The sequence below is a fragment of the Paraburkholderia sp. A1RI-2L genome (assembly GCF_048957375.1).
In the GTDB taxonomy this organism is placed as follows: Bacteria; Pseudomonadota; Gammaproteobacteria; order Burkholderiales; family Burkholderiaceae; genus Paraburkholderia.
Genome location: NZ_JARBTA010000001.1, coordinates 857,635 through 880,345 on the forward strand (window position 1 = coordinate 857,635; position 22,711 = coordinate 880,345).

At 65.3% G+C, this 22,711-nt stretch carries 17 protein-coding genes and 1 pseudogene; 13 read left to right on the forward strand and 5 right to left on the reverse strand.

Annotated features, from left to right (window positions below):
- The first annotated feature begins 119 nt into the window (after positions 1-119).
- From PWP93_RS04065 to PWP93_RS04075, 3 genes and pseudogenes are all read left to right on the forward strand, one after another.
- A complete protein-coding gene (locus PWP93_RS04065; protein WP_421024243.1) occupies positions 120-914 on the forward strand; it encodes an ABC transporter substrate-binding protein in 795 nt (264 codons plus the stop codon).
- A 90-nt stretch (positions 915-1,004) separates the two neighbouring features.
- Positions 1,005-1,136 (forward strand): annotated as a pseudogene (locus tag PWP93_RS04070) (helix-turn-helix domain-containing protein); the annotation flags it as partial.
- A 217-nt stretch (positions 1,137-1,353) separates the two neighbouring features.
- Positions 1,354-2,715, forward strand: coding sequence for an EAL and HDOD domain-containing protein (locus PWP93_RS04075; RefSeq protein WP_421043554.1), 1,362 nt, complete (start codon positions 1,354-1,356; stop codon positions 2,713-2,715).
- Positions 2,716-2,755: 40 nt separating this feature from the next.
- On the opposite strand, the gene PWP93_RS04080 is transcribed toward PWP93_RS04075, so the two are convergent.
- Positions 2,756-4,198: an HDOD domain-containing protein gene (locus tag PWP93_RS04080; RefSeq protein WP_421045007.1), complete on the reverse strand. Its 1,443-nt coding sequence runs from the start codon at positions 4,196-4,198 to the stop codon at positions 2,756-2,758.
- A gap of 48 nt (positions 4,199-4,246) precedes the next feature.
- Positions 4,247-6,199, reverse strand: coding sequence for a putative bifunctional diguanylate cyclase/phosphodiesterase (locus tag PWP93_RS04085; protein ID WP_421043555.1), 1,953 nt, complete (start codon positions 6,197-6,199; stop codon positions 4,247-4,249).
- A 348-nt stretch (positions 6,200-6,547) separates the two neighbouring features.
- On the opposite strand from PWP93_RS04085, the gene PWP93_RS04090 reads away from it, so the two are divergent.
- The 3 genes from PWP93_RS04090 (at position 6,548) to bamE (ending at position 8,380) form a co-directional block, all read left to right on the forward strand.
- Complete coding sequence (locus PWP93_RS04090; protein ID WP_421024240.1) at positions 6,548-7,111, forward strand: peroxiredoxin; 564 nt, start codon at positions 6,548-6,550, stop codon at positions 7,109-7,111.
- Positions 7,112-7,307: 196 nt separating this feature from the next.
- Positions 7,308-7,775: a hypothetical protein gene (locus PWP93_RS04095; protein WP_421043556.1), complete on the forward strand. Its 468-nt coding sequence runs from the start codon at positions 7,308-7,310 to the stop codon at positions 7,773-7,775.
- A gap of 50 nt (positions 7,776-7,825) precedes the next feature.
- Positions 7,826-8,380 carry an outer membrane protein assembly factor BamE domain-containing protein gene (gene bamE / locus PWP93_RS04100; protein WP_421043557.1) on the forward strand — a complete coding sequence of 185 codons (555 nt, stop codon included), beginning with the start codon at positions 7,826-7,828 and terminating at the stop codon, positions 8,378-8,380.
- 69 nt (positions 8,381-8,449) lie between these two features.
- On the opposite strand, the gene PWP93_RS04105 is transcribed toward bamE, so the two are convergent.
- The 3 genes from PWP93_RS04105 to PWP93_RS04115 are packed head-to-tail and all read right to left on the reverse strand — an operon-like array spanning position 8,450 to position 16,309.
- Positions 8,450-11,770, reverse strand: coding sequence for an efflux RND transporter permease subunit (locus PWP93_RS04105; RefSeq protein WP_421043558.1), 3,321 nt, complete (start codon positions 11,768-11,770; stop codon positions 8,450-8,452).
- 4 nt (positions 11,771-11,774) lie between these two features.
- Positions 11,775-14,915 carry an MdtB/MuxB family multidrug efflux RND transporter permease subunit gene (locus tag PWP93_RS04110; RefSeq protein ID WP_421043559.1) on the reverse strand — a complete coding sequence of 1,047 codons (3,141 nt, stop codon included), beginning with the start codon at positions 14,913-14,915 and terminating at the stop codon, positions 11,775-11,777.
- 5 nt (positions 14,916-14,920) lie between these two features.
- On the reverse strand, positions 14,921-16,309 hold the full coding sequence (locus PWP93_RS04115) for an MdtA/MuxA family multidrug efflux RND transporter periplasmic adaptor subunit (protein ID WP_421043560.1): 1,389 nt from the start codon (positions 16,307-16,309) through the stop codon (positions 14,921-14,923).
- Positions 16,310-17,190: 881 nt separating this feature from the next.
- Here PWP93_RS04115 and napE point away from each other — a divergent pair.
- From napE to ccmB, 7 genes are all read left to right on the forward strand, one after another.
- The gene (gene napE / locus PWP93_RS04120) at positions 17,191-17,346 is read left to right on the forward strand and encodes a periplasmic nitrate reductase, NapE protein (RefSeq protein ID WP_421043561.1); all 156 of its coding nucleotides are present in this window, start codon (positions 17,191-17,193) and stop codon (positions 17,344-17,346) included.
- 44 nt (positions 17,347-17,390) lie between these two features.
- Positions 17,391-17,687: a chaperone NapD gene (locus tag PWP93_RS04125; protein WP_421043562.1), complete on the forward strand. Its 297-nt coding sequence runs from the start codon at positions 17,391-17,393 to the stop codon at positions 17,685-17,687.
- 13 nt (positions 17,688-17,700) lie between these two features.
- Positions 17,701-20,184, forward strand: a complete 2,484-nt coding sequence (gene napA, locus PWP93_RS04130) for a periplasmic nitrate reductase subunit alpha (protein WP_421043563.1) — start codon at positions 17,701-17,703, stop codon at positions 20,182-20,184.
- Between the two features lie 12 nt (positions 20,185-20,196).
- Positions 20,197-20,679: a nitrate reductase cytochrome c-type subunit gene (locus PWP93_RS04135; RefSeq protein ID WP_421043564.1), complete on the forward strand. Its 483-nt coding sequence runs from the start codon at positions 20,197-20,199 to the stop codon at positions 20,677-20,679.
- Positions 20,680-20,688: 9 nt separating this feature from the next.
- Positions 20,689-21,306 (forward strand): NapC/NirT family cytochrome c, encoded by a 618-nt coding sequence (locus PWP93_RS04140; RefSeq protein WP_421043565.1) that lies wholly within the window; start codon positions 20,689-20,691, stop codon positions 21,304-21,306.
- A gap of 80 nt (positions 21,307-21,386) precedes the next feature.
- Positions 21,387-22,055, forward strand: coding sequence for a heme ABC exporter ATP-binding protein CcmA (gene ccmA / locus PWP93_RS04145; protein ID WP_421043566.1), 669 nt, complete (start codon positions 21,387-21,389; stop codon positions 22,053-22,055).
- On the forward strand, positions 22,043-22,711 hold the full coding sequence (gene ccmB, locus PWP93_RS04150) for a heme exporter protein CcmB (protein ID WP_421043567.1): 669 nt from the start codon (positions 22,043-22,045) through the stop codon (positions 22,709-22,711). The genes ccmA and ccmB overlap by 13 nt, the downstream gene beginning before the upstream one ends.

Here is a 22,711-nt window from a genome sequence, read left to right on the forward strand (position 1 = left end):
TAGACGAGGCGCCGGTTTGAACCGCTTTGTTGGCGCAGCGATCCTGCGCCAAGGCGCGCCGCATGACCTTTGAAGCAGCCCCTTGAAGCGCGCTGCAATCCGACTGGAAAGAGACACTGATGAACATGAACTGGAACAAGCTGGCCACTTTCACGCTGTGCGCCGCCTTCACCGTGGCCGCGGGCGCGGCCCATGCCGCTGACCTCAAGGAAATCCGCTTCGGCGTCGAGGCGTCGTATGCGCCGTTCGAATCGAAGTCGCCGAGCGGCGAACTGCAGGGCTTCGACATCGACGTGGGCAATGCCGTTTGCGCAAAGCTCAAGGTCAAGTGCATGTGGGTGGAGAACTCGTTCGACGGCCTGATTCCGGCGCTGCAGGCGCGCAAGTTCAACGCCATCAACTCGGACATGACGATCACGGACCAGCGCCGCCAGGCGATCGATTTCACCGATCCGATCTATGCGATTCCCAACCAGATGATCGCGAAGAAGGGCAGCCCGTTGCTGCCCACGCCCGAGTCGCTCAAGGGCAAGCATGTGGGCGTGCTCCAGGGCACGATCCAGGAAACCTACGCGAAGGCCAAGTGGTCGCCCGCCGGCGTCGACGTCGTGCCGTATCAGACCCAGGACCAGATCTACGCCGACCTCGCCTCGGGCCGTCTGGATGCCGCTTTCCAGGACGCCGAAGCGGCGTCGAAGGGCTTCCTGAACAAGCCGCAAGGCGCGGGCTTCGCCTTCGCGGGACCGCAGGTCGTCGACGCGAAGCTGCTCGGCGAGGGCGTGGGCTACGGCGTGCGCAAGAATGACGCGGCGCTGAAGGCCGCGCTCAATGGCGCGCTCAAGGAGCTGAAGGCCGATGGGACGATCGACCGCATCGCCGCGAAGTATTTCGACGTGAAGGTCGTGCTCAAGTAAAACGCGGCTTACGAGCGAGTTTTTGTGGATGCCGGCGAGGCTTTGCCTTGCCGGCATTTTTTTTATTGATCGAAGCGTCGTCAAGGTGAGGTATTCGCGCTCCACTTGCACACGTCGGCTTCTACCGTGCGCAAGTGGGAACAAGGCCACACCCATCCCACCGGACCGGCGCTCAAACTGCTCAACATTATTGCCGACAAGGGCTTGCAGGCCATCATTTGATCGGTCGCCTGGCCATTCTTCATGAAGCGCGTTGATTTCATGAAGCTTCGCGCTTCGTATGCGCGGTGTATGGGCCAGGCTAAAATCGCATAAGAAAGAAAACGCCGCCGTGGCCTTGCCGGCTGTGCGCGAATGGGGCGCAAGAACAAGCAAGAACACATCGCAAGAGACCATACGATCAGACGCCGCGTACAGCGCGGCGCTTCGCGGGGGACCCATGAGTTTCAGTGCCGCAGACCGGCCGCCCATGTCGGGCGTCGAGGATGGCCGTAGAACGACCGGCACGCCGGCGGAACCCACGACCCATTCCAGCCACGCTTATTTCGCACGCAAGCCCGTGCTCGATCGTGACGGCGTGCTCTGCGCGTTCGAATTGCTGCCGCGCGTGGTTGCGCGCGAAGGCGTCGCGCAAGAGCCGTCGCCCGATGGCAACGCAGCGCAAAACAAGGCGCTCATCGAAGCATTCTGCTCACCCACTTTGCGCGCGGCGCTGACCGGCCACCCGGCGTGGCTCGACGTCACGCGCGAGTTGCTGTTCGACGATGTCCTGCTGCGCCTGCCCGCCGATCGCGTGATGCTGGAATTGCCGCCCGGCATCGGTGCCGATCCCGAGCTGATCGCGCGGCTCGCCAAGCTGCACGGCAAGCGCTATCGCTTCGCGCTCGACCACGTTACGCAGGCCGACGAGTCGTTCGCGAAGCTGTTGCCCTATGCGGACGCGGTCAAGCTCGATCCGCGCGGCATCGCGCCCGCGCTGCTGCCGAAGTTCGCCAGCGTGCTCAAGGCGGCGGGCAAGATCCTCGTGGCGCTCGACATCGATACGCCCGCCGAACACGAGCGCGCTCACGCGCTGGGCTTCGACCGCTTCCAGGGCTATTACTTCGCGAAGCCGCAGGGTACCGGGGCGCGGCGGGTGAGCGCGCCGCGCCAGGCCTTGCTGGGTCTGCTGAAACTGCTGGCCTCGGAGCCCACCGTGATGCAGCTCGAAGCGGAACTGAAGCTCAATCCCGTGCTGGTGATGCATCTGATGCGGCTCGCGAATTCAGGCAGCTTCGGTCTCGGGCGCAAGGTGAGCACGCTGCGCGAGGCGATCAACGCGACGGGCACCAATCGCATCGCGCGCTGGACGCAACTGCTGCTGTACGCGGACGGCCGCAAGATCGCGCTGGAGGACGACCCGCTCCTGCAACTGGCCGCCACGCGTGCGCGCTTCATGGAACTCGCCGCCGCGCTGCTGCCCGAAGCCGGGCCCGCCGAGGAAGATGCGGCGTTTCTCGTCGGCGTGTTTTCGTTCGTCGATGCCGTGTTCGGCGGTCCGCTCGACCAGACGCTCGAAGTCCTCAGGCTCGCCAAGCCGATCCGCGCGGCCATCGCGCGCCGCGAAGGCGTGCTGGGCCGGCTGCTCGACGTGAGCGAGGCGCTGGAGCGCGCGAATTGGGCAGCTGTGGATGCCGTGTGCGCCACGCTTGCGCCGCTCGATGTGGGCGCGCTGGCGGCGCTTGCGCTCACGGCGGCGGCGTGGGCCGGCACGGCCGAGCACAACGCCGAGGCCGAGGGGCTGGAGCGGTTCGAGGATTGACGATCGAGGTGCCGGCGAGCCCGCCCGCACCTGCCTGCGCCTATGTCTTCACGGGACTCGCCGAGAAAAACCGCGCGAGCTCGTGCGCGAGCTCGTTCAAGGCGCTCATTTCCTTTGGCAAGATTTTCCGCGGCTCCTGGCTCAGCAGCCAGTCGCCGTAGAGCAGCGCCACCGGCGGCTCGCCGGGGTGCGCCACCGGCAGCAGCACGAACGCGCGCGCGTCGTCGAGGCGCGCGCGGTACCACGCGGGCAGACGCGCGAGCATCTTGGGGTCGCGCGCATTCTCGATAAAGATGCCCACCGAGTTCGCAATCGCGAGATGGAACACGTCGGGCTGGAACGCCGCGCTGAACGCGAGCTTGTCGAGATGGCCCTCGACCTGCGGGCCGAAGCCGCGCTGCGCCTCGAACATGTTCGAGCCGTGCCGCACGAACACGATCGTGCGCGCGAAGCCGAGACCGGCCAGCACGGTCTCCGTGGCGAGCGTGAGCGCCGTCTGGAGCGGGCTGCCGGGCGGCAGCGCGCGCAGGTCTTCCACAGCCGCCGAGATGCGCGCCTCGGGGGGGAGCGACTCGCGCGCAATGGCGTCGGCGTTTGCGCGCAGTTCGACGATCTCGCGCATCACGCCATCGTCGGCTTCCTCGCGGGCCAGCGCGAGGCTCATCTGCACCAGCGTTTCGGGGTCGGTGTTGAGCGCGCGGCCATAGTGCTGCGCGAGCTCGGCAATGTGCTCCTCGCGCGCTTCGTCGGTGAGGCCCGCCGTGGTGAGCACGCGCGCCACCTCGGTCGAATAGTTCGTGATGGCGCGCAGCCATTGCACCTGGCGCGGCTCGTTGGCGGCAGGATCGTATTCCTCCATGCCTGAGCGGATGGCCTCGGGCAGGCGCCAGCGCGAGGCCGCGTCCTGGCCGATCTCGGCGAAGGTCACGCCGAGCACGTCGATGCAGGCATCGTCTTCGTCCGTGCCTCGCTCGCATTCGCGGCGGATCTGGTCCCACTCCGGCTCGAGATAGAACACCACCAGCAGCTTGCCCACCTGACGCATCAGCGTGCAGACCACGGCTTCCTCGCCCGCGCGCAGGTCGCCGCGCTCGGTGAGCTTGCGCGCGACGCAGCCCGAGAGCATCGTGCGGTTCAGTTCGAGCTTGGCGTCGATGCGGCGCGGCGCGCTGTGATGGAAGTGATCGACGATCTTCAGGCCCACCACGAGATGGCCGACCGCGTCCATGCCGAGCACCATCAGCGCGCGCGTGACAGTCGTGATGTTGCCGCCGAAGGCCATGTACATGGCGGAGTTGGCAAGGCGCAGCACCTTCTGCGTGAGCGCGAAGTCGGAGAGCACGACCTTCACGAGCGCGGTGAAGTCGTAGTCGTCGTTGGTCATGGCGGCCACGGTCGAGCGCAGCGATTGCGACAGCATGGGGAAGTCGCCGCGCTCGTTCATACGAGCCCAGAGCCGGTCGAGCAGGACTGCCTTTACCATCTGAACCATGTCATTTTCGCTGATGCCCTGCGTGTACCGGTGCCATGCTCAATGCACGCTGTGAACGTGCAAGGTGCGCGACTCGAAACGCTGCGAGAGTTCCTCCGAAGGCAATGCCTTGCAGACGAGCCATCCCTGAATATGGTCGCAACCCATCTTCGTGAGCAGCTCGCGCTGCGCCTCGGTCTCGACGCCTTCGGCCACGAGTTCGAGTTCGAGCGTGCGCGCGAGGCCCACCACGGCATTGACGATCGCCTGATCGTTGCGTGAGGTTAGCAGGTTCACGACGAAGCTGCGGTCAATCTTCAGCTTCGAAAGCGGAAAGCGCTGCAAATACGCGAGACTCGAATAGCCGGTGCCGAAGTCGTCCACCGCAAAGCGGATGCCGAGTGCCGTGAGCTCCTCGAGCAGCGCGACGGCGTGCTGCGGATCATGCATCAGCACGCTTTCGGTGATCTCGAAGACAAGCCGGCGCGGATCGATGCCAGTGAGCCGGAGCGCTTCTTCGACGCCTTCCTTGAAGCGCGGATTGCGGAACTGCTGCGGCGACACATTGACCGCGATGTACTGCAAGGCAATGCCTTGCTCGTCCCATTGGGTCAGTTGCATGCAGGCCGCTTTCAAAACCCAGTTGCCGAGATAATTAATCAGGCCGACGGACTCTGCAAGCGGGATAAATGTCGATGGCGACACGTCGCCGTGCAAGGGATGCTGCCAGCGCATCAACGCCTCGACCCCGACCACGCCGTGCGTGGCGCTGCTCGTGATGGGCTGGAACGCGAGCGAAAACTCGCCGTTGCGCACGCCGTCGTGGAGATCCGATTCGAGCTTGAGGCGCAGCGTGTCGGTCGGGTCGTGGTCGGCCACGTGCAGCATCAGCGTGTTGCCGCCCGCGGCCTTGGCCTGTTGCAGCGCCTGGTCGGCGCGGCGGATGAGCGAGGGGGAGGGGCTGTCCGCCTGCATGTCGCCGTCGTTGCTCTCGCAGCAGTCCGCGTGCTGCTCGGGATAAAACGCTATGCCGATGCTCGCCGCCAGATGCACCGGCTGGTCGCGAAACGAATACGGTTGCAAAATCGACGTGAGCAGGCGGCGCGCGAGCGTTTCGGCGGCGCTGCGGATATCGGCGGGCGGCGTGATCAGAATGGCGAACTCGTCGCTGCCCGTGCGCGCGATGAACTCGCCTTGCTGGGTCAGGTGCGCGAGGCGGCGCGCAGTTTCGCGCAGCAGCTCGTCGCCGGCGTCGTAGCCGAGCGCGCGGTTCACGCGCTGATAGTCGTCGAGATCGAGCAGCAAAAGGGCGATCGGCATGCCGCGGCGGTCGGCTTCGGCTAGTGCGCGTTCGAGCTCGGGCTCGAGCGCCGCCTGGTTCGGCAGGTCCGTGAGCGGATCGTGGTGGAGCGCGTGCGTGAGCCGCATCTGCGCGCGCTGCCAGTCCGAGACGTCGAAGCCGGCCACGGAGAAGCCGTCCACGCCCGCATAGGCGGCGCGCTGCACGCGCAGCTCGACGGCGAGCGGGTAGGTGAGCGCTTTCACGAGATCGATCGTGTCTTTTTCGACTGCGCCGCTCGCCAGTGCTCGGGCGAACAGCGCGTCGAGCCGCGCGAGATCGCCCGGCGCGACGAGGTCGTGCAGCGACGCGCCGAGCAGGAACTCGCGGTGATAACCGGCAAAGCGCAGGCTCGCGTCGGAGACGTAGAGAAAGCGCAGGTTGCGGTCCACGTGCACGAGGAAATCCACCGCGGCGGCGGTCTGCTCGAACGCGCGCGAGACCGCGTCGGACCCGGCGGCCTTGCCTGCTGCGGCGTGCGCGGGGTCCCGGCCGTCCGCGGCCGGCGCAGCGGCCGGGTGGCCGGGCGCACCATCCGCTCCATCCGCACAGGCGAGCAGGGCGCCGCAGCGGGCCCCGTCCTGCTCGCCTGTGCGCCCGGCGCGTGGCCGCAGGCGGTCCACGACCGCGCGCAGCCACCCCGGGAGGGGCGCGGTAATCCTGTTCGCTTCCATGTATGTATCGCTGGCAACCTGTGTACGTGTCTGCGGGGCGAGCCGGGCACGCCGCTTGACGTGCCCATCAGACCGAGATATCGACTGCCGCAGCGAAATCTTTAGCTATCGGGGGAAAATCGGCCGCGCAGCCATCTCGCGGTGCGAGGCAATGCCCGCGTGCGCCGCACCCTGCGCGTGCCGGCGGAGTGTGTTCCAATAGGGCCGTCGCTGGACGCGGCGGGACCGCGCCGCAGTCCGTGCCGCAGTCGGCGCTGCTGACCATGGCCATGCCTCGCCGCCCGTGTTCCGGGCTGCCGCGCTGGCCCGAACCGGCGACGCATTCGAAGCCATACGAGGACATCCGACATGAAACCGAGGTATTTCGCGGCGGGGGCTGCGGCGCTCGTGTGCGCCGGATTCGCGTTCTTCACCCTGAGCGCGCAGGCGACGCTCAAGCCGGGCGACTCCGCGCCCGATTTCACGACGCAGGCGTCGCTGGGCGGCAAGACCTATACCTACTCGCTGGCCAGCGAACTCAAGAAAGGGCCGGTGGTGCTGTACTTCTATCCGGCGGCGTTCACCAAGGGCTGCACGATCGAGGCGCATGATTTCGCCGAGGCCGTCGACCAGTACAAGCAGTACGGCGCGACCGTGATTGGCGTTTCGCACGACAACATCGATACGCTCACGAAGTTCTCGGTGAGCGAGTGCCGCAGCAAGTTTCCGGTTGCCGCCGACGAGGATTCGAAGATCATCAAGTCTTACGACGCGTCGATGCCGATGCACGAGGCCATGGCCAACCGGGTTTCCTACGTGATCGCCCCGGACGGCAAGATCATCTACGAATACACGAGCCTCTCGCCCGACAAGCACGTGGAGAACACGTTGCGCGCCGTGAAGGAATGGGCCGCGCAGCATCCGCAACAATAATCGCCATGACCGCGGCGCGTAGCACGTCTCGTGCCGCGCGCTGTCGGCCGCGCGTTGCGCTTGCGATGCGGCAAATCCGTGCTATCGCTGCGGGGCCGCGCCTGCAGTGCGCTGGTATCGTGCAGCTTTTCGGTTTCCCGCGTTGGTGTCCATCAGGCGCCCGCAGCCCCTGCGCGCCTGCGGATTCCGTCTTCGTATGCCCATTCTCGTTCTTCTTCTCGCATTTGCCGCGCTCGTTTATGGCGCCGTGTGGTCGTTTCAGACGCTGGCCGAGAGGCTGGGCGCGGACGTGGCGATTGGCGCGTCGGCCGTGGTCGTAGCGGCGCTCGCCACGCTGCTTGCGAACTGGTTGCAGCACCGCCGCGAAGTGGCGCCGAACCTGCGCGGCGAGGGCGACTGGACCCATCGCGTCGCGGGCGCGTGGGGCGAGGCGCGGCTCGCGGCCGGCAAGCGGCTGTGCGAAATCAAGCTCGGCGAGACGCGTGGCGCGTACATCTTCGCGGACCTCCAGGGCGCTCAGCCCGCGCGTGACGCGAGCGGCTGGCAGGTCGAGCTTCGCGTGGCCGACGCGGGCCGGCCGCTCTGGTCGCTGCCGATGTCGAGCGAGCACGAGGCGAAGCGCTGGGCGCGGATTTTTACGCTGGCGATGGCGCAGAAACTTTGAAACGCAGCGCGGGGTCGAACGCTGCTTGCCTGAACTCATCGGAATTGCCTATGCCTCGCAGTTTTTTTCGCAGCTTTTGTGCAGCACTGACGCTCGCGGCCACAAGTGCCGCATTCTTGACCGCCTGCGACCAGCAGAAAGTCGCCGATGCGGTAAACGCCGTCAAACCCGACTCGATGGCCTTCGGCGGCCTGAAAATCGGCGTTTCGACGGTCGAGGACGTGCGGCGTCAGGCGGGCAAGCCGGAGATGGTGTGGGAGGACGACGACGGCGCGCAGCGCCTCGAATATCCGCGCGGCCCGAACGGCCTGACCACGTGGATGCTCGACTTCGACGCCAACGGCAAGCTGGTCGCGATGACCCAGGCGCTCACGGCGGGCAATATCGCGCAGGTCGTTCCCGGCATGACGCAAGACGAGGTGCGCCGCCTGCTCGGCAAGCCCGCCACGATCGCGAAGTACGCGCTGAGCCACGAGGAAGTGTGGAGCTGGCATTGGGCCGAAGGCGGCGTGGCCGGGGATGGCATGTTCAACGCCCATTTTTCGCCCGATGGGCTCGTGGTCCGTACGTCGCGCTCGGATGCGCCCGGGCATGAGCAGCACTGAAGAAGCTTGCTGGCGGCTGAGTTCCGGGAATCGGGCAGCCGCCCCGCCCATCCAATCTTCAACCGCTCCTCACTCCAGCACCCTCGGCGGCGGCTCCACGCGCCCGCGCTTCGCATCCCACCACACGCGCAGGCGATCCATGTACAGATACACCACCGGCGTCGTATAGAGCGTCAGCGCCTGGCTCACGATCAGCCCGCCCACGATCGAGATGCCGAGCGGCGCGCGCAGCTCCGCGCCTTCGCCGCGCCCGAACGCGAGCGGCAGTGCGCCCAGCAGCGCCGCGCAGGTCGTCATCATGATCGGCCTGAAGCGCAGCAGGCAGGCCTGATAGATCGCGTCGCGCGAACTCAGGCCCTGGCGCGACGCGTCGATCGCGAAGTCCACCATCATGATCGCGTTCTTCTTCACGATGCCGATCAGCAAGATCACGCCGATCAGCGCAATAATGCTGAACTCGGTCTTGAACAGCAGCAGCGCGAGCAGCGCGCCCACGCCCGCCGAAGGCAGCGTCGAGAGAATCGTGAGCGGGTGGATATAGCTCTCGTAGAGGATGCCCAGCACGATATACACCGCCGCGAGCGCCGCCAGAATCAAGAGCGGCTGGTTGTTCAGCGACTGCTGGAACGCCTGCGCCGTGCCCTGGAAGCTGCCGTGGATGGTCTGCGGCATGCCGATCTCGGCCATCGTGTCGTAGATGACCCGGGTGGCGTCCGAGAGCGACTTGCCCGGCGGCAGGTTGAACGAGATCGTCGAGGCCACGAACTGGCTCTGGTGATTCACCGAGAGCGGCGTCGTGCCCGGTCCGAACGAGGCGATTGCCGAGAGCGGGATCATGGTTTCCTTCGTCGTGGAGACGGCCGCGCCCGAGGACGCGCTCGACTTGCCGCTCGCCGCGATCGAGTTGATCGCGAGATTGCGCGCCGAGTCGGCGGCAATGGCCGCGGCGCTCGACGCCGAGCTTGTGCCTGATTTTGCGCCCGTGCCGCCCGTCGACGCTTTCGACGTGGCCGGCCCCGTGACCGTGCCCGCCGCTGCGTTGGTGCTCTGCGCGCCGCTCGCGCTGCCGCCTGAGGTGCTCACCCAGATCTGATTGAGCATGTCCGGGCTTTGCCAGTACTTCGGCGCGACTTCCATCACCACGTGGTACTGGTTGAGCGGGTTGTAGATGGTCGAGACCTGACGCTGGCCGAAGGCGTCGTAGAGCGTGTTGTCGATCTGCGCAGGCTTGATGTTCAGGCGCGCGGCGCTCGCGCGGTCGATCGTGACCATCGATTCGAGGCCGCCTTGCTGCTGGTCCGAATTCACGTCGGCGAGTTCGGGGCGCGCCTGCAGCGCTTCGGTGAGCTTCGGCGCCCACTTGTAGAGATCGGCGGTGTTGTCGGCGAGCAGCGTGAACTGATACTGCGCGTTCGACTGCCGCCCGCCCACGCGGATGTCCTGCACGCTCTGCAGGAAGGTGCGCGCGCCCGCCACGTGCGAGAGCGGTCCGCGCAACTGCGCGATCACTTGATCCGCGGACAGCTTGCGCTCGCTCTTGGGCTTGAGCGAGACGAACATGAAGCCCGAGTTAGTCGCGCGCCCGCCCGTGAAGCCCACCACCTGATCGACAGCCGGATTCTCGCCGACGATCTTCATCATCTCCGCGAACTTCACCTTCATCGCCTGGAACGAGGTCGACTGGTCGGCCTGGATGCCGCCCACGAGGCGCCCCGTGTCCTGCTGCGGGAAGAAGCCCTTGGCGATGTTCACGTAGAGCACGACGTTCAGCGCGATGGTGGCGATGAGCGTCATGAGGATCAGGCGCGGATGCGCAAGCGCCCAGCCGAGCGTGTGCTCGTAGCCGCGGTGCAGGCGCGTGAAGCCGCGCTCCAGCCATTGCCCGAAGCGGCTTTCCTTCCTCTTCTCGTGCGGCTGCTCGAGCAGGCGCGAGCACATCATCGGCGTGAGCGTGAGCGACACCACGAGCGACACGCCGATCGCAAGCGAGAGCGTGAGAGCGAACTCGCGAAAGAGGCGCCCGACGATGCCGCCCATCAGCAGGATGGGAAGGAACACGGCCACCAGCGAGACGCTGATCGAAAGCACCGTGAAGCCCACCTCGCGCGCGCCGAGCAGCGCGGCCCGCCGGCGCGGCACGCCGTTCTCGAGGTGGCGCGAGATGTTCTCCAGCACGACGATGGCGTCGTCGACGACGAAGCCGGTCGCGATGGTGAGCGCCATCAGCGAGAGGTTGTCGAGCGAGAAGCCCATCAGGTACATGGCCGCGAAGGTGCCGATGATCGAGATGGGCACCGCCACGCTCGGAATCAGCGTCGCGCGCCAGTTGCGCAGGAACAGGAACACCACCATCACCACGAGCGCCACGGCGATCATGAGCGTGTGCTCGGTGTCCTTGAGCGAGGCGCGGATCGTGACCGAGCGGTCCGAGGCGGGGGTCACCTCGACATCGGCGGGCAGCGACGCCTTCAGTTGCGGCAGCATCGCGACCACGCGGTCCACCGTCTCGATGATGTTCGCGCCGGGCTGGCGGTAGAGGATCACGAGCACCGAGCGTTTGCCGTTGGCAAGGCCGAGGTTGCGCAGGTCCTCGACCGAATCGACCACTTCGCCCACGTCGGAGAGCTTCACGCCCGCGCCGTTGCGGTAGGCGATCACGAGGTCCTTGTATTGGCTCGCCTTGCTCGCCTGGTCGTTGGTGTAGAGCTGGTAGCGCTTGGGGCCGAACTCGATGTCGCCCTTCGGGCTGTTCGCATTGGCCGAGGCCAGCGCCGCGCGCACGTCTTCCAGGCCGATGCCGTAGTGAAACAGGGCGTGCGGCTCCAGTTCCACGCGCACGGCCGGGTTAGCTGAGCCGCTCACGTCGACTTCGCCCACGCCGTCCACCTGCGAGAGCGATTGCTGGAGCACCGTGGCCGCCGAGTCGTAGAGCTGGCCCGCGCTGAGCGTGGGCGAGGTGAGCGCGAGGATCAGGATGGGCGCGTCGGCGGGGTTGACCTTGTGGTAGGTCGGGTTCTGCCGCAGGCTCGACGGCAGGTCGGCGCGCGCGGCGTTGATGGCGGCCTGCACGTCGCGCGCGGCGCCGTCGATGTCGCGGTTCAGGCCGAATTGCAGCGTGATGCGTGTGCTGCCCACCGAGCTCTGCGAGGTCATCTCGGAGACGTCGGCGATCGAGCCCAGGTGCCGCTCCAGCGGGCTTGCCACGCTGGTGGCCACGGTTTCCGGGCTCGCGCCCGGCAGCGACGCCTGCACGGAGATGGTGGGGAAGTCCACCTGCGGCAAGGGCGCGACCGGCAGCTTCGCGAACGCGAAGAGCCCCGCGAGCGCGATGCCGAGCGCGAGCAGCGTGGTGGCGACGGGGCGGTTGATGAACGGGCGCGAAAGATTCATCGCGTCAGTGCTCCGGCGGGGACGAAGGCGCGGGCGGCGTGGGTGGCGTCGGGCGCGAGCCGCCGCCGAAGCGTTGGCGCATGCGCGTCGCGAGCCGGTCAAACGCCAGATAGATCACGGGCGTGGTGAAGAGCGTGAGCGCCTGGCTCACGATCAGCCCGCCCGCGATGGCGATGCCGAGCGGCCGGCGCAGCTCCGAGCCCGCGCCGGTGCCGAGCATCAGCGGCAGCGCGCCCAGCAATGCGGCCAGCGTGGTCATCATGATGGGCCGGAAACGCAGCAGGCAGGCCTGATAGATCGCCTCGCGCGGCGGCTTGCCTTCGTTGCGCTCGGCGTCGAGTGCGAAGTCGATCATCATGATCGCGTTCTTCTTCACGATGCCGATCAACAGCACGATACCGATGATGCCGATGATGTCGAGGTCGTGGCCGGTCATGATCAGCGCGAGCAGCGCGCCGATGCCCGCGGACGGCAGCGTCGAGAGAATCGTGATCGGATGCACGAAGCTCTCGTAGAGTACGCCCAGCACGATGTACATCGTCACGATGGCCGCGAGGATCAGGAACAGCTCGTTGGCGAGCGAGGCCTGGAACGCGAGCGCCGCGCCCTGGAAGCGCGTCTGGAACGAGCCCGGCAAGCCGATTTCCTGCTCGGCCTGCTGGATCGCCTTGACCGCCGCGCCCAGCGACGCGCCCGGCGCGAGGTTGAACGAGATGGTGGTGGCCGGGAACTGCGAGAGGTGCGAAACCAGCAGTGGCGCGGGCCGCTCGTGAAACTTCGCGAGGGCCGAGAGCGGCACCTGGCCCGTGGTCGAAGTCGAGGAGGGCAGGTAGATCGAGTTCAGCGAATCCGTGTAGTGCTGCATCACGGGATCGGCTTCGAGAATCACGCGGTACTGGTTCGACTGCGTGAAGATCGTCGAGATGATGCGCTGTCCGTAGGCGTCGTAGAGCGCGTTGTCGACGGTCGCGGGCGTGATGCCGTAGCGCGCCGCGCTGGCGCGGTCGATCTCGATGAACACCGACTGGCCCTGGTCCTGCAGGTCGGTCGCCACGTCCGCAAGCTCCGGCAATTGCCCGAGCCGGTGCACGAGCTTGGGCACCCAGGTGGTGAAGTCCTGGATGTTGGGCGTCGTGAGCATGAACTGGTACTGCGTCGGGCTCACCGTGGAGTCGATCGTGAGGTCCTGCACCGGCTGCATGTAAAGCGACGCGCCCGTGATGTGCGACACCGACTGCTGGAGGTCGCGAATGATCTGGCTCGCCGTTTCGCTGCGATCGTCGCGCGGCTTCAGGTTGATGAGCATGCGCCCGCTATTGAGCGTGATGTTGGTGCCGTCCACGCCGATGAACGAGGTGAGGCTCTCCACGTTCTCGTTCTTGAGAATCTCCGCGGCGAGCGCTTGCTGGCGCTCGGCCATCGACGCGTACGAGACCGCCTGCGGCGCCTGGGTGATCGCCTGGATCACGCCGGTGTCCTGCACGGGGAAGAAGCCCTTGGGCACCACCACGTAGAGGATGCCGGTGAGCACGAGCGTGGCGAAGAACACGAGCATCGTGAGCCGCTGGCGCGCGAGCACCCATTCGAGCGCGACGCCGTAGCGCGCGATCACGTATTCGAAGAACGCATGCATGCGTGCTTCGAAGCGGTGGCTCTCGGGCGGCGGCGTGTGGCGCAGCATCTTCGCGCACATCATCGGCACGAGCGTGAGCGAGACCACGGCCGAGATCACGATGGTCACCGCGAGCGTGATCGCGAATTCGTGAAACAGCCGGCCTACGACATCGCCCATGAAGAGCAGCGGAATCAGCACCGCGATCAGCGAAACCGTGAGCGAGATGATGGTGAAGCCGATCTGCTTCGAACCCTTGAGTGCGGCTTCGAGTGGCGTTTCGCCGTCCTCCACGTAGCGCGCGATGTTCTCGATCATGACGATGGCGTCGTCCACCACGAAACCGGTGGCGATCGTGAGCGCCATCAGCGAGAGGTTGTCGAGCGAGAAGCCACACAGGTACATGACCGCGAGTGTGCCGATCAGCGAGAGCGGCACCGAAAGGCTCGGAATGATGGTCGCGTAGATGTTGGCGAGGAACAGGTACATCACCAGCACCACCAGCACCACCGACATCAGCAGCTCGAACTGCACGTCGCGCACCGAGGCGCGGATTGTGGTGGTGCGGTCGGTGACGATCTGCACGTCGAGCGAGGCGGGCAGCGCTTCCTGCAACTGCGGCAGGATCTTCTTGACGCTGTCCACCACCTGGATCACGTTGGCGCCCGGCTGGCGCTGCACGTTCAGGATGATCGCGGGCGTGCTGTCCACCCATGCGCCGAGCTTGGTGTTCTCGGCGCCCTGCACGATGTTCGCGACATCGGTGAGCATCACCGGGCGGCCGTTGCGGTAGGCGATCACGGCGTCTTTATAGGCTTCGGCGTCCGTCAACTGGTCGTTCGCGTCGATCGTGTACGCGCGCGTGGGACCGTCGAAGCTGCCCTTGGGCGTGTTGACGTTCAGGTTCGAGATGCTCGTGCGCAGGTCATCGAGATTCAGGCCGTAGGCCGCGAGCGCGCGCGGATTCGCCTGGATGCGCACGGCCGGGCGCTGGCCGCCCGTGACGCTCACGAGGCCCACGCCCGCGACCTGCGAGATCTTTTGTGCGAGGCGCGTGTCGGCGAGGTCCTGGACCTGCGTGAGCGGCAGCGTCTTCGAGGTGATCGCGAGCGTGAGGATCGGCGCGTCGGCGGGATTGACCTTGGCGTAGATCGGCGGTGCGGGCAGGTCCGACGGCAGCAGGTTGCCCGCCGCGTTGATAGCCGCCTGCACTTCCTGCTCGGCGACGTCGAGCGGCAGATCGAGGCTGAATTGCAGCGTGATGACCGAGGAGCCCGCCGAGCTACGCGACGACATCTGGTTGAGCGACGGCATCTGGCCGAACTGGCGCTCGAGCGGCGCGGTGACCGAGGAGGTCATCACTTCCGGGCTCGCGCCCGGATAGAAGGTCTGCACCTGGATGGTCGGGTAATCGACCGTGGGCAGGGCGGAAAGCGGCAGGAAACGCAGCGCGACGAGGCCGACCAGCATGATCGCCGCCATGAGCAGCGCCGTGCCGACCGGACGCAGAATAAAGGCGCGGGATGGATTCATGCGGCTTACTGGCCCTCAGCGCCGGATGCCTGGCGGCGATGGCCGTGGTGGGCACCCGAAGCGCCCGACGCCGCACTGGCCCCCGATGCGCCGCCTTGTGGGCCTGTGGCCGCCGATGCACCCGAAGCGTGTTTGGCCCGAGCGGCGGGAATAGTGATCTTCGAGCCTTCGCGCAGGCGGTCCGAACCGTCGGTCACGATGCGCTCGCCTACGGCGAGGCCCGAGGCGATGCTGGTGCGCTCGGCGTCCACCGGGCCGACCTTCACGAGCCGCACCGTCACGGTGTTGTCGGGCTTCACCACATAGACATATGCGCCCTGCGAGCCGTTGAGCACCGCGGAGGTGGGCACGATCACCGCGTCGTGGATCGTGTCGACGAGCAGCCGCGCATTGACGAACTGATTCGGGAACAGCGAGCCGTCGCCGTTGGCGAAGCTCGCGCGCAGCTTCACGGTGCCGGTCGTGGTGTCGATCTGGTTGTCGAGGGTTTGCAGGAAGCCGCTTTCGAGCAGCGTGGTGTTGCTGCGGTCGAAGGCCGACACCGACATCCTCGTGCCTGCGCGCAACTGTTTCAGGATGGACGGCAGATTGTCTTCCGAGGTCGTGAAGATCACGCTGATCGGCTGCAACTGCGTGAGCACGACGATGCCATTGGTGTCGCCGGGCGTCACGTAGTTGCCCGGATCGACCTGGCGCAGGCCTACGCGCCCGGAAACCGGCGCGGTGATGCGCGCATAGGCGAGGTCGAGCTTGTAGGTGTCGATGTTGGCCTGATCCGACTTGACCGTGCCCTCGTACTGCTTCACGAGCGAGCTTTGCGTGTCGACCTGCTGGCTCGCGATCGAGTCCTGGGCGAGCAGCGTCTGGTAGCGCTTGAGGTCGAGGCGCGCGGTGGCGAGCAGCGCCTGATCGCGCGCGAGCTGGCCTTCGGCATTGGCGAGCGAGATCTGATAGGGACGCGGGTCGATCTGCGCGAGCACGTCGCCTTTGTTCACCATCTGGCCTTCCTCGAAGTTCACGCTTTGCAGCGTGCCGGAAAGTTGCGTGCGCACCGTGACGGCGGCGAGCGGCGTGACCGTGCCAAGCGCCGTGATGACAATGGGCATGTCGCCGGATTTCGCGGTTGCCACGCTGACCGGCTGCGGCAGATTCGCCATCGCACCGGGACCGCCGTGGCGCATGCGAGCACCGCTTGCAGCAGTGGAGCTGGCCGCGCCGTTCGGGTTCTTGTTCCAGGGCTGCCAGCGCAGCAGCCCGATCGTGGCGACGGCCAGCACGATGGCAAGCGCGATCAGCCTGCCGCGGCGCTTGCGCGGCGCCGGTCCGCCCGATGCGGCAGGGGAGGACGGGGTATCTCGACGAGGGGAATCCGGGCGCTGTTCTTCTTTATCCATCGGTCAGGTCGGTAACAAAATCGGTGACGTGCTTGTCGGTTGAGCGGATTGGTCGGGCGCGCGCCCGTGGTCGTGCATGGATCGCGCGTGGGTCACGCATGGGTCACGCATGGGTCACGCATGGGTCACGCATGGGGCACGCGTGGGTCACGTATGACGCGATGCTACGCGAGACGCGCGCAAGGTCGATGTCAGGTGCTTGTCGGGAAGCAAGCCGATGAGACGCCGGGCAGTTCTGCGCCCCCGGCGCCTTGTTGACTGACCGATGCAGCCAAAAAGCATGATGCTACGTTGCTGGCTCCGTAACAGTCCAGCACCGTATCTTTCGGTGCATTACGCCGGTTACAGCTTCCCGCGGGCCGTGGTGGGAAGCGATCGTCGAAGATCGGCAAATGGGTGCGCGAAAATTGGGGTTATATCAATCCAGCGAGAATTGGACGGAAATGTTTGATTGTTCACGTATTCTGGCGAGATTTTGCTTGACTTAGTCAGCATCTGGATAAAAAATCGACCGCACTTTCGATATGACCGCGAAGGTCCCGACGCATGCCGAGAACCCTGCAAGCCTTGCGGGGTTTTTAAGTATCTCGGAATATGCATTTTGCATAAATGCATCGGCGCGGTCATCGTTCGATTACCGTCTCTCAGGTTCTAGCACGGCCCTCGGAATGGCTAGAACTTTTCAAAGCGTCACGTTCGCACGTGGCGCTTTTTTTTCGCCTGATGGGTTGCTCGCGCCCGCCGCTCGCATCGTTATCAAACAAATCAGGAAGCCAAAATTTATTCTTGACTATCTTGTAATTGTTTAACAAGAATATATCCACGGCTCGTACATCATTTTCTGAATAGTTCGCGCGAGCCACCCCAAGAGGTCATTTCGAATGAGCGATATCGACCCGGTGCGAAAATCAGAGGAGCTGCGCAGCTTCCTGTTCCTGACCGTCGTCATGGTCCCCGTGCTCACGGTAGCGCTCATCGCCGCATACGGATTCGCGGTGTGGTTTTACCAATTGCTGATCAGCGGCCCACCACACTGATTATTAGTTATCCATAACGAATATTATCTGAGGGCGGCACTGCCATGTCCGTCGAAACTCGAAGTGCAACCTGCGAAAAGGCCACCTCCCACGAGTTTCATGTAGCGGGGGTCGTGATATACGCCCAAAGCGATCGGTGCGAGAGCATCTCCCACACCCTCGGCATGCTGCCCGGTGCGCAGGTCCATGTCGCGACGCCGGACGGCCGCATGGTCGTCACGCTCGAGGGCGCGCACTCGCGTGCGATCGAAGAGCAGCTCAGCGCAATCAATGCTTTGCCGGGGGTCCATGCCTCCGCGCTCGTCTATCAGCATCACGAGAACATCGAATCGCCGGAATAGGGAGAGTTTGTCGATGAAGCTGACCCGTCGCGAATTCATCAAGCAAACCGCGGCAACGGCCGCCGCCGCGGCTGCGGGCGTCACCTTGCCAGGCGGTGCGGTGCTGGCGGCGGACGACGACCTCAAGTGGTCCAAGGCGCCTTGCCGCTTTTGCGGCACCGGCTGCGGCGTGCAGGTCGGCGTGAAGAACGACAAGGTGGTCGCCACGCTGGCCGACCCGCAGGCGGAGGTCAACCGCGGCCTGAACTGCGTGAAGGGCTATTTCCTCTCGAAGATCATGTACGGGCAGGATCGGCTCACGACGCCGCTGCTGCGCATGAAAGGCGGCAAGTACGACAAGAATGGCGAGTTCGCGCCGGTCTCCTGGGATCGGGCCTTCGACGAGATGGCCACGCAATGGAAGCGCGTGCTCAAGGACAAGGGGCCGACGGCGGTGGGCATGTTCGGCTCCGGCCAGTGGACCGTCTGGGAAGGGTACGCAGCGGTCAAGCTGATGAAGGCCGGCTTTCGCAGCAACAACATCGACCCGAATGCGCGGCACTGCATGGCCTCAGCCGTACAGGGGTTCATGCGCACGTTCGGGATGGACGAGCCGATGGGCTGCTACGACGATATCGAGCAGACCGACGCGTTCGTGCTGTGGGGATCGAACATGGCCGAGATGCACCCGGTGCTGTGGACCCGGGTGACGTCGCGCCGCCTCAGCGCGCCGAAAACCAAGGTGGTGGTGCTTTCGACCTTCGAGCACCGCTCATGCGAGCTCGCTGACGAAACGATCGTGTTCACGCCGCAGGGCGACCTCGCGGTGCTCAACTACATCGCGAACTACATCATCAAGAACGGCAAGGTCAATCGCGACTTCGTCGACAAATACACGGTGTTCAAGCAGGGCAATGCCGACATCGGCTACGGGCTGCGCCCCGACCACCCGCTGCAGAAAGCGGCGCAGAACGCCAAGGATCCGGGCGGGGCCAAGCCGATCACCTACGACGAGTTTGCAAAGTTCGTCTCGAAGTACGACGCCGCATATGTGACCAAGATTTCGGGTGTGTCGAAAGCGAAGCTCGACCAGCTCGCGCAGCTTTACGCCGATCCCAACATCAAGGTCGTGTCGTTCTGGACCATGGGTTTCAACCAGCATACGCGCGGGGTGTGGGCCAACAACATGGTCTACAACCTGCACCTGCTGACCGGCAAGATCTCGACGCCCGGCAACAGTCCGTTTTCGCTCACGGGGCAGCCGTCCGCGTGCGGCACCGCGCGCGAGGTAGGCACGTTCTCGCATCGTCTGCCCGCCGACATGGTCGTGACCAACCCGAAGCATCGGGAAACGGCGGAGCGCATCTGGGCGTTGCCTGCGGGCACGATTCCCGAAAAGCCCGGGTATCACGCGGTGCTGCAGAACCGCATGTTGCGCGATGGCAAGCTCAACGTGTACTGGGTGCAAGTCAACAACAACATGCAAGCCGCCGCGAACCTGAACGAGGAGGGGCTGCCGGGCTATCGCAACCCCGCGAACTTCATCGTGGTCTCCGACGCGTATCCCACCGTCACAGCCGTGGCCGCGGACCTGATCCTGCCCACTGCGATGTGGGTCGAGAAGGAGGGGGCGTACGGCAATGCCGAGCGGCGCACGCAGTTCTGGCATCAACTGGTGGCGCCGCCGGGTGAAGCGCGCTCGGACTTGTGGCAACTCGTGGAGTTTTCGAAGCGCTTCAAGGTCGAGGAAGTCTGGTCCGCGGATCTGCTGGCGAAAAAGCCCGAATATAAGGGCAAGACGCTCTACGACATCCTTTACCGCAATGGGCAGGTCGACAAGTTCCCGCTCAAGGACGCCGACGCCGGCTACCGCAACGACGAGGCCAAAGCGTTCGGCTTTTATATCCAGAAGGGGCTGTTCGAGGAATATGCGAGCTTCGGCCGGGGCCACGGCCACGATCTCGCGCCGTTCGACGCCTATCACAAGGCGCGCGGTCTGCGCTGGCCGGTGGTCGACGGCAAGGAAACGCGCTGGCGCTACAAGGAAGGCACGGATCCCTATGTCAAGGCGGGAACCGGATGGCAGTTCTACGGCAATCCCGATGGCCGCGCCGTGATTTTCGCGCTGCCGTACGAACCGGCCGCCGAGTCGCCGGACAAGGAGTTTCCGTTCTGGCTGGTCACCGGGCGCGTGCTCGAGCACTGGCATTCGGGATCGATGACGCGGCGGGTGCCGGAGCTCTATCGCGCGTTTCCCAACGCAGTGTGCTTCATGCATCCGGATGACGCGAAGGCAATGGGCGTGCGCCGCGGCACCGAGGTCAAGGTGATGTCGAGACGGGGCTACATTCTCACGCGCATCGAAACGCGCGGGCGCGACCGGCCACCGCGCGGACTCGTGTTCGTTCCGTGGTTCGACTCGAGCCAGTTGATCAACAAGGTCACGCTCGACGCCACCGATCCGATCTCTTTGCAGACCGACTTCAAGAAGTGCGCGGTCAAGATCGTCAGGGTGTAAACGGAGCCCGCCATGCGAAACTGGATTGCGCTCATCATTGCCTCGGTCGTGGCGCTGGCGGCCTGGGCGCAGCAACCTGCCGTTCCCGGCAAGACGTTTTACGATACGCTGCGCGGCACGACGCCCCTGAATGAAGAGGCGACTCCGCCCATGATGTGGCCGACGGAAAACAAGGACGTCATTCGCGGGCGGGCCTACGCGCAGCAGCCGCCGACGATTCCGCACAAGATCGACGGCTATCAGCTCGATAGGAATGCGAACAAATGCCTGGCCTGTCATGCCGGCAGCCGCGCGGCCGAGAGCGGCGCGGTGCCGGTCGGCATTTCGCACTATACGGACCGTGACGGCGAGACACTCGGGCACCTCGCCCCGCGCCGCTATTTCTGCACGCAATGCCATGTGCCGCAGGCGGACGCCAAGCCGCTGGTCGAGAACACGTTTGCGGGGATCGAGGACGTCAAGCTGCAGGGCGCACCGCAGAAAGCGAAGAAATAGGGGGCTCACATGCGCGACTTGTTTCGACGCTACTGGAGGGCGATCACGCGGCCGAGTGCGTTTTTCAGCCTGGGTTTTCTGACGCTGGGCGGCTTCATTGCAGGTGTCGTTTTCTGGGGGGCTTTCAATACGGCGATGGAATGGACCAACACGGAAGCGTTTTGTGTCGGTTGCCATGAGATGCGCGACAACACCTATGCCGAGTTGAAAACGACGATTCACTACAGCAACCGCACTGGCGTGCATGCGAAGTGTTCCGACTGCCACGTGCCGCACGACTGGACCGACAAGATCGCGCGCAAGATGCAGGCGTCCAAGGAAGTGTGGGCGAAGATCTTCGGCGTGGTGAACACGCGCGAAAAGTTCGAGGCCAAGCGGCTCGAACTCGCCGAGCACGAATGGGCGCGTTTCAAGGCGAATAATTCGCTCGAATGCCGCAACTGCCACTCGTTCGAATACATGGATCTCACGCGCCAGAGCCCGCGCGCCCAGGAGGCGCACACGCGTTTCCTCGAAACGGGAGAAAAGACCTGCATCGACTGTCACAAGGGTATTGCGCACCATCTGCCGAACATGGCCGAGGCGGTGCAGGACGGCGCACTGGGAGACAGCGGGAAAAAACAGTGAGCCTTCCTCCTGACGGGTCCGGAGATGGGGGATCCCGGGGTGAATGCGAACGCCAAGCCAAACGCCAACGAGTTCTTGTCATGTATTCCATTGAACAGCTTGCCGTCGAGCGCTGTGGCCGGACGATCGTAAGCGGCATCGACCTCAGCATCGAGCCGGGATGGGCACTGCAGATCCACGGCGCGAACGGCAGCGGCAAGACGACCTTGCTCAGTGCGCTCGCGGGCCTGCTGCCGCTTGCGAGAGGGCGGGTTTGCTGGCGCGGCGACGATGTGCGCCGCGCGCCGCGTCAGTTCCGCAGCGAGCTTGCGTATGTCGGGCATGCCAATGGTGTCAGCGACGACCTCACCGTGCTGGAGAACATCCGCTTCGCGGCGTTGCTCGGCACGGCCGATGCGCCAGGCGGCAACGATGGCCGTGGCGGCGACGATTCCATCTCGCGCGAAGACGAAGTGCTCGAGCAGGCCGGGCTGCACGCGCACAGGCATACGCGCCTGAGCCGCCTTTCGCAGGGCCAGCGTCGCCGCGTCGCGCTGGCGCGCCTGATGCTCGGCCGCAAACCGCTGTGGCTGCTCGACGAGCCCGGCGACGCACTCGATGCGTCCGCAACCGGTTGGTTCACGACCTGCATCGATACGCATCTGCGCGCGGGCGGCATCGTCGCGCTGACGACGCACCGGCCGCTGCAAAGCGGCGCTGCCCGCACACGTCATCTCTATCTCGAACGGAGCGGCGGATGCTTGAAGTGATGCCCGGCATCATCCGCCGCGAGTTGATGCTGAGCTGGCGCAGACGCAGCGTCACGCTGGGCGCGTTGATGTTCTTCATCGTTGCCTCGAGCCTCTTTCCGCTCGCCATCGGCACAGAAGCGAAAACGCTGCAGCTGATCGCGCCCGGCGTGCTGTGGGTGACGGCGCTATTTGCGGCGATGTTGTCGGCCGGGCAATTGTTCGGCAGCGATTATGCGAGCGGCGCACTCGAGCAGATGCTGCTTTCACCGCTGCCGCTGCCTGCCATCGTGTTCGGCAAGATCGTCGCGCACTGGCTGACGAGCGGGCTGGCGCTCGTGCTGCTGGTGCCGGTCGTCGCGCTCCAGTATGCGCTGGACTGGCGCGCGACGCTTTACCTGATGGGCACCTTGCTGCTCGGCACTCCGCTCCTGAGCCTGATCGGCTCGATGGGGGCGGCGCTGACCCTCGGCGTGCGCGGCGGCGGCGTGGTGCTTGCCCTGCTGGTGTTGCCGCTCTACGTGCCCGTGCTGATCTTCGGCGTGAGCGCGGCGGATCTGGCCGGCGTGCCGGGGCGCATGCAAGCGAGCTTTTCGCTGCTCGGCGCCGCCTTGTGCGTGGGTGCGTGGCTTTGCCCATGGGCAAGCGCGGCGGCATTGCGCATTGCCATGGAGTGA